Raw genomic sequence first — 12,340 nt, 5'->3', positions numbered from 1 at the left:
CAGAGCGGACCGATCCCCGCCTGACGTCAGTGCGTGCGTACATCCAGAGGCTGCCGGCCAGCGGCCGGCACTACCGTGCCCGTCTGCAGGAAGGGCCGAAGCTCCTCCTGCAAACACAGTTGCTACAGGGACGTATTCACGGCGTCCCCCGACACTCCCACCCGCACGCCCCAACGAGCGATCCCGCTTCTGAACCCACCGCAGAGGGGGCTCAGCCCGTTGGCCGGGAAGCCTCAGTAGCCCGCCGCCTGCCCATCCTTGCGACTCTCCGACGCGCCGTAATACACGCCCGTGTCCGGATCACGCAGGATCGCCTGGTAGCCGCCGTACGGACCATCGGCAAACACCACGCGGTGACCCTTGCGCATCAGCGCACGCACCGTCTCGTACGGGAACCCGGTTTCCAGGTTGACCTCGCCACCATCGGTCATCGCCGTCGCCTGCCCGGTCGGCTCGGTCGAACCTTCGTGCTGGATGCGCGGCGCGTCGCCGGCTTCCTGCAGGTTCATGCCGAAGTCCACCAGGTTCATCACAATCTGCGCGTGCCCCTGTGGCTGCATCGCGCCGCCCATCACGCCGAAGCTGGCATACGGCTTGCCGCCCTTGGTGATGAAGGCCGGAATGATGGTCTGGAACGGACGCTTGCCCGGTGCGTAGCCATTGGGATGATTCTTCTGCAGCACGAACATCTCGCCGCGATCCTGCAGGATGAAGCCCAGCCCCGGCGGCGCCATGCCGCTGCCCATGCCGCGGTAGTTGGACTGGATCAGCGACACCATCATGCCGTCGGCGTCGGCCACGGTCATGTAGATCGTGTCGCCCTCTTCCAGCTGCTTCGGTGTACCCGGCTGCACTTCCTTCAGCGCCTTGTCCATCGAGATCAGCGCGCGGCGCTGCGCGGCGTAGTCCTTGGAAATCAGCTTCTGTACCGGTGCCGGCTGGAACGCCATGTCGGCGTAGAAACGCGCGCGGTCGGCGAAGGCGAGCTTCTTCGCTTCCACGAACAGGTGCACGTGCTCGGGTGAGCCGAACGGAATTTTCGAGAAGTCGTAGCCTTCCAGCACGTTGAGGATCTGCAGTGCGGCGATGCCCTGGCTGTTCGGCGGCAGTTCCCACACGTCATAGCCACGGTAGTTGCTGCTGACCGGTTCAACCCACTCGCCATGGTGGTCGGCCATGTCCTGGTAGCTCAGGTAGCCGCCATTCTTCTTGAAGTAGTCGCCGATGGTGTGGGCAATGTCGCCCTTGTAGAAGGCATCACGCCCGCCGTCGGCAATCTTCTGCAGGGTGTCGGCCAGGTTCGGGTTCTTCCACATCTCGCCCTTGCGCGGCGCGTGGGCGTCGATGGTGAACTGTTCCTTGAAACCCGGATACTGCGACAGCTTCGGCACCGAGCGATCCCAGTAATAGGCGATCACTTCGGCCACCGGATGCCCTTCGCGCGCATAGCGGATGGCGGGGGCCAGGTTGTCGGCCATCGGCTTGCGACCGAACCGGGCGTGCAACGCGAACCAGCCATCCACCGCGCCCGGTACCGATACCGGCAGCGGACCGGTGGCCGGAATCTCCTTCAGGCCACGGCGCTGGAACTCGGCCAGGGTCAGCGACTTCGGCGAGCGGCCGGAGCCGTTGTAGCCGTAAAGCTTCTGCGTCTTCGGGTCCCACACGATGGCGAACAGGTCGCCGCCGACGCCATTGCCGGTCGGTTCCATCAGGCCCAGCGCTGCGTTGGCCGCAATGGCGGCATCGACCGCCGAGCCACCGGCCTTCATCACGTCCAGCGCGATCTGGGTGGCCAGCGGCTGCGAGGTGGCGGCCATCGCATGCGGGGCGATCACCTCCGAACGGGTGGCGAAGGTGTGGCCGGTAATGCGGTCGGCGGCCTGGGACAGCATGGGCACGGCAGCCAGCACGGCAGCCGCCAGCAGGGAACGGGCAAGACGTCGGGACACGGTCGGGTTCCGATGGAAGGGTGGTGACCCGATCTTCGCTGCTGCGGCGATCAGGGGCCATCGGGCATAGGTCATGGACGACAGTCCTTCGGTGGGTGCGGACCTTGGTCCGCACTGCTTTCGGCTTCGATGACTCCGGCGCGGACCAAGGTCGGCACCTACCAAGGCGAAATCACCCGGATTCCGCGCAAAAAACCCGATGAAAAGAGTGAATTCGGGTTCACCGAAACACTTTCAGCGGCAACCATCCTTGTGCCACAAGCGATTGCACTGCATGCAGTGGAAACTGACGGGAATATCGCTGCGAGGGTTGACAGCGCCGAAACGGCTGTGGTTTTCTCGATCACATGTTGCATCACAACACGCCACCCCGAACCCACATTGAAGCCGCCGATACCGGCGCCGCCTCGCTGCGTTCGATTCTTGTGCTCGTACTTATTACCCAACCAACAGGTGCGGGACGAGCCAGCGTGTAAGCAGCAAATACACCGGAACTCTTCAAAACCCGCACCCGCCCAGGTGCGGGTTTTTTCATTTCAGGACCTGGTTTCAGACGCAACCACCATGACCAACGCCCATCGCACAACCCGGACCCGCTGCACCACGAATCCTCGTGGTGGCAGTACCTGTGCGACGCGCGGCGTTGCCCTCCCCGCTTTTCCCTGACCGGCCGGTACGTCGCTTCGACTGCCGGCCGTCTTTTTTCTTCCCACCCGCAAGGAACCTCCCCCATGAGCACCAACGAACTGCCCCAGACCAAGATCGCCGTCATCGGCTACGGCAGCCAGGGCCGCGCGCACGCGCTGAACCTGCGTGAATCCGGCTTCGATGTGGTGGTAGGCCTGCGCCCGGGCGGCCCCACCGAGGTCAAGGCGCAGGCCGATGGCTTCACCGTGAAGGCACCGGCTGATGCGGTGAAGGATGCCGACCTGGTCGCAGTGCTGACCCCGGACATGGTGCAGAAGAAGCTGTACGAGGACGTGCTGGCACCGAACATGAAGCAGGGCGCGGTGCTGCTGTTCGCGCATGGCTTGAACGTGCACTTCGACATGATCAAGCCGCGCGACGACCTGGACGTGGTGCTGGTCGCGCCGAAGGGCCCGGGTGCGCTGGTCCGTCGCGAATATGAGATCGGCCGCGGTGTGCCGTGCATCTGGGCGGTCTACCAGGACAAGAGCGGCAAGGCCGCCGAGTACGCACTTGCCTACGCAGGCGGCCTGGGTGGCGCACGTGCCAACCTGATCCAGACCACCTTCAAGGAAGAAACCGAAACCGATCTGTTCGGTGAGCAGGCGGTGCTGTGCGGCGGCGCTTCGGCGCTGGTGCAGGCGGGCTTCGAGACGCTGGTGGAAGCCGGTTACCAGCCGGAAATCGCCTATTACGAAGTGCTGCACGAACTGAAGCTGATCGTCGACCTGTTCTACGAAGGTGGCATCTCGCGCATGTTGGAGTTCATCTCCGAGACCGCGCAGTACGGCGACTACGTCAGCGGCCCGCGGGTGATCGACGCCGGTACCAAGGAGCGCATGAAAGAAGTGCTGAAGGACATCCAGGACGGCACCTTCACCAAGAACTGGGTGGCCGAGTACGAAGCGGGCCTGCCGAACTACAACAGGTTCAAGCAGGCCGACCTGGAGCATCCGATCGAGAAGGTAGGCAAGGAACTGCGCGCCAAGATGGTCTGGTTGCAAGGTCAAGCCGCGTAACAACGCGGCACCCCCACCCGCTCTGCAAGGTTCCCCCATGAACTCTCCCACACACCGCAGCGCGCCGCCCAACGGCGCGCGCTGGCTGACCCAGGCGCTGGAGGCCGAGGGTGTCCGTACGCTGTTCGGCTACCCGGGCGGCACCATCATGCCGTTCTACGACGCGCTGGTGGATTCGTCGCTGAAGCACATCCTGGTACGCCATGAGCAGGGCGCGGCGCTGGCCGCCAACGGCTTTGCGCGCGCCAGTGGCCAAGTTGGCGTCTGCGTGGCGACCTCCGGGCCGGGCGCGTCGAACCTGGTCACCGGCATCGCCGATGCGATGCTCGATTCGGTGCCGATGGTCTGCATCACCGGCCAGGTCGCCACGCCACTGCTGGGCACCGATGCGTTCCAGGAACTGGATGTGTTCGGCTTGACCATGCCGATCGTCAAGCACAGCTGGCTGGTGCGCAGCGTCGATGATCTGCCGCGCGTGGTGGCCGATGCCTTCCGCATCGCCCGCGAGGGCCGTCCCGGACCGGTGCTGATCGACCTGCCCAAGGATGTGCAGCTGGCCGATGCCAGCCACCTGCCGGCGCATGTGCCGGCCAGCGTCGAACCGCCGCCGGCCGCCGCCGACGCCGCCATCGCCGAAGCCATCGCCGCATTGGCCGCGGCCGAGAAGCCGGTGGTCTATGCCGGTGGTGGCATTGCCCTGGGCGATGCCGTGCAGGACCTGCGCGCGTTCGTCGAAGCCAGCGCCATCCCGACCGTGATGACCCTGCGCGGCCTGGGCGCGCTGCCTCCCCAGCACCCGCAGTCGCTGGGCATGCTGGGCATGCACGGCACCCGTGCAGCGAACATGGCCGTGCAGGAGAGCGACCTGCTGCTGGTGCTGGGTGCGCGTTTCGATGATCGGGCGACCGGCAAGCTGGCCGAGTTCGCGCCCTTCGCCCGCGTGGTGCACATCGACGCCGATGCGTACGAGATCTCCAAGCTGCGCAGCGCCGATGTCGCCGTGCCCGGCAACGTCGGCCATGCCATCCGCGCCCTGCGTGCGGCCTTCCCCTCCCCCAAGGCCCACCAGGACGCATGGCGCAAGCGCTGCGCACAGCATCGCGACCGCTTCGCCGCCCGCTACGACGCACCGGGCCAGCACATCTACGCCCCGGCGCTGCTGAAGCGCCTGAGCGAACTGGCGCCGACCGATACGGTGATCGCCTGCGACGTCGGCCAGCACCAGATGTGGGTGGCGCAGCACTGCCGCTTCAATCATCCGCGCAACCACCTGACCAGCGGTGCGCTGGGCACGATGGGCTTCGGCCTGCCGGCGGCGATGGGCGCGCAGTTCGCCTGCCCTGAGCGCACCGTGGTACTGGTGTCCGGCGATGGCAGCTTCATGATGAACGTGCAGGAGCTGGCGACCATCGCCCGCTGCCGCCTGCCGGTGAAGATCATCCTGCTGGACAACAGTTCGCTGGGCATGGTGCGGCAGTGGCAGGAGCTGTTCTTCGCCGAGCGTTACAGCGAGATCGACCTGTCCGACAACCCGGACTTCGTGGCCCTGGCCAAGGTATTCGGCATCGCGGCCACGCGCATCGATGCACGTGATGACGTTGAAGGCGGCCTGGCCGCGCTGCTGGCCGAGCCCGGCCCGGCACTGCTGCACGTGGCCATCGATGCGCGCGCGAACGTGTGGCCGCTGGTGCCACCCAATACCGCCAACAGCACCATGCTGGAAAGCAACCCTGCACATGCACGCCAGGAGATCCCCAATGCAATACCGGCTTGACCTGGTGCTGCAACCGGCCGAAGGCGCGCTGCTGCGCGTGATCGGCATGGCCGAACGCCGCGGCTTCGCACCGCGCGCGATCACCGGTGCGCCGGTGGCCGCCGATGATGGCCGTTGGCACCTGCAGCTGGTGGTGGACAGCCAGCGCCCGCCGGAAACACTGTGCCGGCAGATGGAAAAGATCTACGACTGCGTTTCGGTGCAGATGACCGCACTGGAAGGAGTATCCGCATGAACGCCCGTACCGTATTCACCACGGTGCCGGTACGGAGGCGTCTTCTTCGCCGCCCGTGCCCGCAGGCGCTGGTCGGCAACACCCTGCTGGTGGCCCATGCCGGCCGCTGATGCCAGCACGGAAAGCGATGTCGGCGACGTAACCGTTGCCGACGTACTGGCTGCGCAGGCCCGCCTGCGCCGCTTCCTGCCGCCCACGCCGCTGCACCATGCCGAGCGCTTCGGCACCTGGCTGAAGCTGGAGAACCTGCAGCGCACCGGCTCGTACAAAGTGCGCGGCGCGCTGAATGCCCTGCTGGCCGCCCGCGAACGTGGCGATACCCGGCCGGTGATCTGCGCCTCGGCCGGCAACCACGCGCAGGGCGTGGCCTGGGCCGCCTATCGCCTGGATGTGCCGGCCATCGCCGTAATGCCGCATGGCGCACCGGCCACCAAGATCGCTGGCGTCGCCCATTGGGGCGCGACGGTGCGCCAGCATGGCAACAGTTATGACGAGGCTTATGCGTTTGCCGTCGAACTGGCGCAGCGCCATGGCTACCGCTTCCTGTCCGCGTTCGACGATGCCGATGTCATCGCCGGCCAGGGTACCGTCGGCATCGAGCTGGCCGCGCATGCGCCGGACGTGGTGATCGTACCGATCGGCGGTGGCGGCCTGGCCTCCGGTGTCGCCCTGGCGCTGAAGTCGCAGGGCGTGCGCATCGTCGGCGCGCAGGTCGAAGGTGTCGATTCGATGGCCCGCGCGATCCGTGGCGACGTGCGCGAGATCAATCCTGTGCCGTCGCTGGCCGATGGCGTGCGGGTGAAGATCCCCGGTTTCCTGACCCGCCGCCTGTGCACCTCGCTGCTGGACGATGTGGTGATCGTGCGCGAAGCCGAACTGCGCGAGACCCTGGTGCGGTTGGCACTGGAAGAACACATCATCGCCGAGGGCGCCGGTGCGCTGGCACTGGCCGCCGGGCGTCGCGTCGCCGGCCGCCGCAAGTGCGCGGTCGTCTCCGGCGGCAACATCGATGCCGGCGTGCTCGCCGGCCTGCTCACCGACATCCGTCCGCGTCCGCCACGCAAACCGCGCCGACGCCGGGCAGAAACTCCGCGCTCGCCCGGCAAGGCGACCGCCACCGCTTTCCCAACGCCTTCCCCTTCCCCCCTGCAAGCCGTCGCACCCGCTGTCGAGGAGATTTCCCTGTGACCACCATCGAACGAATTACCACCCCGCGCATCCGCATCTTCGACACCACCCTGCGTGACGGCGAGCAGTCCCCCGGCTGCAGCATGAGCCCGCCGCAGAAGCTGGTGATGGCGCGTGCGCTGGACGAACTGGGCGTGGACATCATCGAGACCGGCTTCCCGGCCAGCTCGCAGTCCGACCGCGAAGCGATGGCCCTGATCGGCCGCGAACTGCGCCGCCCAAGCCTGAGCCTGGCGGTGCTGTCACGCTGCCTGCAGGCTGACATCGAGACCTCGGCGCGTGCACTGGAAGCGGCGGCCAACCCGCGCCTGCATGTGTTCCTGTCGACCAGCCCGCTGCACCGTGAGCACAAGCTGCGGATGACCCGCGAGCAGGTACTGGAATCGGTACGCCGGCACGTAGCGCTGGCGCGCTCCTACATCGATGACGTCGAGTTCTCCGCCGAGGACGCCACCCGCACCGAACTGGATTACCTGATCGAGGTCTCGCGCGTGGCGATCGCTGCCGGCGCCACCACCATCAACCTGCCCGACACCGTCGGCTTCACCACGCCGGAAGAAATCCGCACGATGTTCCAGCAGGTCATCGCGGGCGTCGCCGATGTGCCGAACGCGGGCAACGTGATCTTCAGCGCGCACTGCCACAACGACCTGGGCCTGGCCGTGGCCAACTCACTGGCCGCCATCGAAGGTGGCGCGCGCCAGGTCGAATGCACCGTCAACGGCATCGGTGAACGCGCCGGCAACTGTTCGCTGGAAGAAATTGCGATGGTGTTGAAGGTGCGCCAGGCCTTCTACGAGCAGGACACCGCCATCGACACCCCACGTATCGTCGGTACTTCGCAGCTGCTGCAGCGCCTGGTCGGCATGCCGGTACAGCGCAACAAGGCCATCGTCGGCGCCAATGCCTTCGCCCATGAATCGGGTATCCACCAGCACGGCATGCTGCGCCATCGCGGCACCTACGAAATCATGCGTCCGGAAGACGTGGGCTGGGAGGACTCGCAGATGGTGCTGGGCCGCCACAGTGGCCGTGCTGCCGTCGAAGCGCGCCTGCGCGCGCTGGGCTTCTGGCTGGAAGAAGACGAGCTGAAGCTGGTGTTCGAGCAGTTCAAGGGCCTGTGCGAGCAGCAACGCGTTGTCACCGACGCCGACCTGCAGACACTGATGCAGGGCGGCTCCACCGCACAGGGCTACCGCCTGGCCTCGATGACCATCAGCGATGTCGGCAGCCGCGCCAATGCGCTGGTCGAACTGTCCGACCCGGACGGCAACCGCGTGGCCGAGACCGCGCAGGGTGATGGTCCGGTCGATGCCCTGTTCGGCGCCCTGTCGGCCGCCACCGGCGTGCAGCTGATGCTGGACAGCTACCACGTGCACAGCGTCGGTATCGGCGCCGATGCACGTGGCGAAGCCAACCTGAGCGTGCGCCACGAGGGCGTCGAGTACGACGGCACCGGCACCAGCAAGGACATCATCGAAGCCTCCGCGCTGGCCTGGCTGGACGTAGCCAACCGCCTGCTGCGCCAGCGCCAGGCCAACGCCGGCGTCAGTACTGAAGCACCTGCCACCGCCACTGCCTGAGGAATCCAAGATGAGCGCCTTCGACACCGCAACCGCCACCAGCAGCGCTGGCCAGCAGTGGAATGCCCAGGACTATGCGATCGACGCCGGCTTCGTGCCGACCCTCGGCGGCGCGGTAGCGCGCCTGCTCGACGCGCGGGCCGGCGAGCGCATTCTCGACCTGGGCTGTGGCGATGGCGTGCTCACCACTGAACTGGCCCTCAGCGGCGCACACATGCAGGGCGTCGATGCCTCACCGGAAATGGTGATCGCCGCGCGTGCACGAGGTGTCGATGCGCAGGTGATGGACGGCCACGCGCTGACCTTCGATGGCGCGTTCGATGCAGTGTTCAGCAACGCGGCGCTGCATTGGATGCCCAACCCGGATCGCGTGCTGGAAGGCGTGCGCCGCGCCCTGCGCCCCGGCGGCCGCTTCGTCGCCGAGTTCGGCGGTCATGGCAACGTGGCCACGATCATTGCGGCGGTACAGGCCGCGCGCGTCGCCCATGGCCACGGTGCCAGCGCATTCCAGTGGTACTTCCCCAGCGCCGATGCCTACGCCGAACGCCTGCGCCAGCATGGCTTCCAGGTGCAGCTGATCGAATGCCTGCCACGCCCGACCGCGCTGCCGACCGGCGTTGCCGGCTGGCTGCGGGTGTTCGCCGCACCGCTGCTGGACGACCTGCCGGCCGTCGCGCGCGCCACCGTGCGCGATGCCGCCGCCCTGCTGGCGGATCTGCCGCGCAACGCCGCTGGCCAGCCGCTGGCCGACTACGTGCGTCTGCGCGTGCTCGCGCGTCGGCGCTGACCTGACCCTGTTACTTTCTCTTCGATGTCCGCTACTTCGTACTCCTGCCAGGCAAACGCATGACTTCCGCACCCCGCACCCTGTACGACAAACTGTGGGACGCCCACGTGGTGGTTCCAGAAACCGACAGCGCGCCCGCCGTGCTGTATATCGACCTGCACCTGATCCATGAAGTGACTTCGCCGCAGGCCTTCACCGAACTGCGCGAGCGCGGCCTGAAGCCGCGCCGTCCGGATCGGACCAAGGCGACGATGGACCACTCCACGCCGACCCTGCCGCCCGCCGCCGATGGCACCCTGCCCTACGCCAGCGCCGCGTCCGAAGCGCAGGTCGCCATGCTGGCACGCAACTGCGCCGAGCACGGCATCGAGCTGTTCGACATGGCCTCGGACAATCGCGGCATCGTCCACGTGATCGCACCGGAACAGGGCTTCACCCAGCCCGGCATGACCATCGTCTGCGGCGACAGCCACACCTCCACCCACGGTGCGTTCGGGTCGCTGGCCTTCGGCATCGGTACCAGCGAAGTCGGGCATGTGCTGGCCACGCAGTGCCTGCTGCAGCGCAAGGCGAAGACCTTCGCGATCACCGTCGATGGCCCTCTGGCACCCGGCGTCGGCGCCAAGGACGTGGTGCTGCACATCATCGGCGTGATCGGCGTCAATGGCGGCACCGGCCACGTGATCGAGTTCCGCGGCAGCACCATCGAAGCGATGGACATGGAACAGCGCATGACCCTGTGCAACATGTCGATCGAAGCCGGTGCACGCGCCGGCATGGTCGCTCCCGACCAGGTGACGTTCGACTTCGTTGCCAATACGCCACGTGGTCCCAAGGGCGCCGACTTCGACGCCGCCGTGGCCCGCTGGACGCAGCTGCGCAGCGACGAAGGCGCGCGCTTCGACAGCGAGGTGCACATCGATGCTGCCGATATCCGCCCGACCCTGACCTGGGGCACCCACCCCGGCACCGCCATCGCGGTGGACGCGCCGATCCCGGCAGCCAACGATGCCGCCGCGCAGAAGGGCCTGGATTACATGCACTTCCAGGCGGGACAGACGCTGGCCGGCACACCGGTGGACGTGGTCTTCGTCGGCTCCTGCACCAACGGCCGCCTGAGCGACATGCGCGAAGTAGCGCAGGTGCTGCGCGGTCGTCGCATCGCCGAGCGCGTGCGCATGCTGGTGGTGCCCGGCTCGGAAATCGTCAAGCGCCAAGCCGAAGCCGAGGGCATCCACGAGATCGTGCGCGCGGCCGGTGCCGAGTGGCGCGAGCCGGGTTGTTCGATGTGCATCGCCATGAATGGCGATCTGGTCGCCCCCGGCCAACTGGCAGTCAGCACCAGCAACCGCAATTTCGAGGGCCGCCAGGGCCCGGGCTCGCGCACCCTGCTGGCCTCGCCGATGAGTGCCGCCTGGGCCGCCGTGCAGGGCCACGTGGCCGATGCCCGTGAACTGTTCGCACAGGAGGTGGCCTGATGAGCGGCTTCCGCACCCTGCATTCGGCCAGCGTGGTGCTGCGCCAGACCAATATCGATACCGACCAGATCATTCCGGCGCGGTTCCTGTCCACCACCGAGCGCGCCGGCCTGGGCCGCAACGCGTTCAACGACTGGCGCTGGCAGGCCGATGGCTCCCCGGTGGCCGACTTCGCCTTCAACCAGCCGCACAACGCCGGCCGCAGCATCCTGCTGGCCGGGCGCAACTTCGGCTGCGGCTCATCGCGCGAGCATGCGCCGTGGGCGCTGACCGACCTCGGCCTGCGCGCCATCGTCAGCAGCGAGATCGCCGATATCTTCCGCGGCAATTCGCTGAAGAACGGCCTGCTGCCGATCGTGCTGGACGAAGCCGACGTGCAGGTGCTGATGCAGCGCCCGGACGATGAACTGACCATCGACGTGGCCACGCGCGAACTGCGCACACCCGATGGCCGCGTCTACTCCTTCCCGTTGGACGGCTTCTCGCAGACCTGCCTGCTGGAAGGCGTCGATCAATTGGGTTATCTGTTGGGCCGTGTCCCTGAAATCGAACGTTACGAGGGTGAGCATGCACGCTGAGATTGTTGTCCTGCCCGGTGATGGTATCGGCCCGGAAGTGGCCGCCGCTGCGGTCGCCGTTCTGAACGCCGTGGCCGAACGCTTCAACCACACCTTCACCTTCAGCGAGCACGATATCGGTGGCATCGCCATCGACCGTCACGGCGAGCCGTTGCCAGCCTCTACCCTGGCCGCCTGCCAGGCCGCCAACGCGGTGCTGCTGGGCGCGGTGGGCGGCCCGAAGTGGTCCGACCCTAACGCCAAGGTGCGCCCGGAGCAGGGCCTGCTGGCGATCCGCAAGGCGCTGGGCCTGTATGCCAACCTGCGTCCGGTGCGCACCCACGAAGCGGCACTGCACGCCTCGCCGATCAAGGCCGAGCTGCTGCAGGGCGTGGACTTCGTGGTGGTGCGCGAACTGACCGGTGGCATCTACTTCGGCGACAAGACCCGCGATGCCGACAGCGCCAGCGATCTGTGCCGCTACACCGTGGTCGAGATCGAGCGTGTGCTGCGCACTGCCTTCCGCCTGGCGCAGCAGCGGCGCGGCAAGGTCACCTCGGTGGACAAGGCCAACGTGCTGGAAACCTCACGCCTGTGGCGTGACGTGGCCGCGCGCATCGGCCGCGAGGAGTTCCCGGACGTCGCGCTGGAACACCAACTGGTCGATTCGATGGCCATGCACCTGCTGGCCAAGCCGCGCGAATACGACGTGATCGTGACCGAGAACATGTTCGGCGACATCCTCACCGATGAAGCCTCGATGCTGGCCGGTTCACTGGGCCTGCTGCCCTCGGCATCGCTGGGCGAGCCGGGTGCGGTGGGCATCTACGAGCCGATCCATGGTTCGGCACCGGACATCGCCGGCAAGGGCATCGCCAACCCCTACGCGACGATTTTCAGTGCGGCGATGCTGCTGCGCCATTCGCTGGGCCTGGAAGCCGAAGCCGCAGCGGTGGAAGCGGCGGTGAACGCAGTGCTGGACGATGGCGTGTTCACTGCCGATCTGGCGGCAATGGGTTCGGCCGTGAGTACGGCGACGGCCACCGACGCGGTGCTGGCCAAGCTGGGATGACACACGCG

10 protein-coding genes are annotated in these 12,340 nt (G+C 67.0%); 9 read left to right on the top strand and 1 reads right to left on the bottom strand.

Annotated features, from left to right (window positions below; all coding sequences use genetic code 11):
* Positions 1-233: 233 nt before the first annotated feature.
* A complete protein-coding gene (gene ggt / locus CR919_RS17020; protein ID WP_099821021.1) occupies positions 234-1,895 on the bottom strand; it encodes a gamma-glutamyltransferase in 1,662 nt (553 codons plus the stop codon).
* Between the two features lie 788 nt (positions 1,896-2,683).
* Here ggt and ilvC point away from each other — a divergent pair.
* The 9 genes from ilvC to leuB all read left to right on the top strand — a co-directional run bounded on the left by ilvC (position 2,684) and on the right by leuB (position 12,332).
* Entirely contained in the window at positions 2,684-3,658 is a 975-nt protein-coding gene (gene ilvC / locus CR919_RS17015; protein WP_099821015.1) for a ketol-acid reductoisomerase, read from the top strand.
* Positions 3,659-3,695: 37 nt separating this feature from the next.
* On the top strand, positions 3,696-5,432 hold the full coding sequence (gene ilvG / locus CR919_RS17010) for an acetolactate synthase 2 catalytic subunit (protein ID WP_099821014.1): 1,737 nt from the start codon (positions 3,696-3,698) through the stop codon (positions 5,430-5,432).
* Positions 5,416-5,667 (top strand): ACT domain-containing protein, encoded by a 252-nt coding sequence (locus CR919_RS17005; protein ID WP_089236730.1) that lies wholly within the window; start codon positions 5,416-5,418, stop codon positions 5,665-5,667. The genes ilvG and CR919_RS17005 overlap by 17 nt, the downstream gene beginning before the upstream one ends.
* A 96-nt stretch (positions 5,668-5,763) precedes the next feature.
* Positions 5,764-6,855, top strand: coding sequence for a threonine dehydratase (locus CR919_RS17000; RefSeq protein WP_099821013.1), 1,092 nt, complete (start codon positions 5,764-5,766; stop codon positions 6,853-6,855).
* Positions 6,852-8,438, top strand: a complete 1,587-nt coding sequence (locus CR919_RS16995; protein ID WP_099821012.1) for a 2-isopropylmalate synthase — start codon at positions 6,852-6,854, stop codon at positions 8,436-8,438. Before CR919_RS17000 ends, CR919_RS16995 begins: the two co-directional genes overlap by 4 nt.
* Positions 8,439-8,448: 10 nt before the next feature.
* The gene (locus CR919_RS16990; protein WP_099821011.1) at positions 8,449-9,225 is read left to right on the top strand and encodes a class I SAM-dependent methyltransferase; all 777 of its coding nucleotides are present in this window, start codon (positions 8,449-8,451) and stop codon (positions 9,223-9,225) included.
* A gap of 59 nt (positions 9,226-9,284) precedes the next feature.
* Entirely contained in the window at positions 9,285-10,703 is a 1,419-nt protein-coding gene (gene leuC, locus CR919_RS16985; protein WP_099821010.1) for a 3-isopropylmalate dehydratase large subunit, read from the top strand.
* Positions 10,703-11,281, top strand: coding sequence for a 3-isopropylmalate dehydratase small subunit (gene leuD / locus CR919_RS16980; protein WP_099821009.1), 579 nt, complete (start codon positions 10,703-10,705; stop codon positions 11,279-11,281). The genes leuC and leuD overlap by 1 nt, the downstream gene beginning before the upstream one ends.
* Positions 11,271-12,332 (top strand): 3-isopropylmalate dehydrogenase, encoded by a 1,062-nt coding sequence (leuB, locus tag CR919_RS16975; RefSeq protein WP_099821008.1) that lies wholly within the window; start codon positions 11,271-11,273, stop codon positions 12,330-12,332. Before leuD ends, leuB begins: the two co-directional genes overlap by 11 nt.
* The last annotated feature ends 8 nt before the right edge of the window (positions 12,333-12,340 follow it).

Source organism: Stenotrophomonas sp. LMG 10879 (assembly GCF_002750935.1).
Classification (GTDB): domain Bacteria; phylum Pseudomonadota; class Gammaproteobacteria; order Xanthomonadales; family Xanthomonadaceae; genus Stenotrophomonas; species Stenotrophomonas lactitubi_B.
Note: the sequence above shows the minus strand (reverse complement) of the source record. Positions and strands in the feature narration are given on the sequence as shown.

What these genes read in the sequence shown, in the direction of transcription:
- ggt (WP_099821021.1), bottom strand. Translation starts at nt 1,895, where the DNA reads ATGCTGTCCCAGGCCGCCGACCGCATTACCGGCCACACCTTCGCCACC.
- ilvC (WP_099821015.1), top strand. Translation starts at nt 2,684, where the DNA reads ATGAGCACCAACGAACTGCCCCAGACCAAGATCGCCGTCATCGGCTAC.
- ilvG (WP_099821014.1), top strand. Translation starts at nt 3,696, where the DNA reads ATGAACTCTCCCACACACCGCAGCGCGCCGCCCAACGGCGCGCGCTGG.
- CR919_RS17005 (WP_089236730.1), top strand. Translation starts at nt 5,416, where the DNA reads ATGCAATACCGGCTTGACCTGGTGCTGCAACCGGCCGAAGGCGCGCTG.
- CR919_RS17000 (WP_099821013.1), top strand. Translation starts at nt 5,764, where the DNA reads ATGCCGGCCGCTGATGCCAGCACGGAAAGCGATGTCGGCGACGTAACC.
- CR919_RS16990 (WP_099821011.1), top strand. Translation starts at nt 8,449, where the DNA reads ATGAGCGCCTTCGACACCGCAACCGCCACCAGCAGCGCTGGCCAGCAG.
- leuC (WP_099821010.1), top strand. Translation starts at nt 9,285, where the DNA reads ATGACTTCCGCACCCCGCACCCTGTACGACAAACTGTGGGACGCCCAC.
- leuD (WP_099821009.1), top strand. Translation starts at nt 10,703, where the DNA reads ATGAGCGGCTTCCGCACCCTGCATTCGGCCAGCGTGGTGCTGCGCCAG.
- leuB (WP_099821008.1), top strand. Translation starts at nt 11,271, where the DNA reads ATGCACGCTGAGATTGTTGTCCTGCCCGGTGATGGTATCGGCCCGGAA.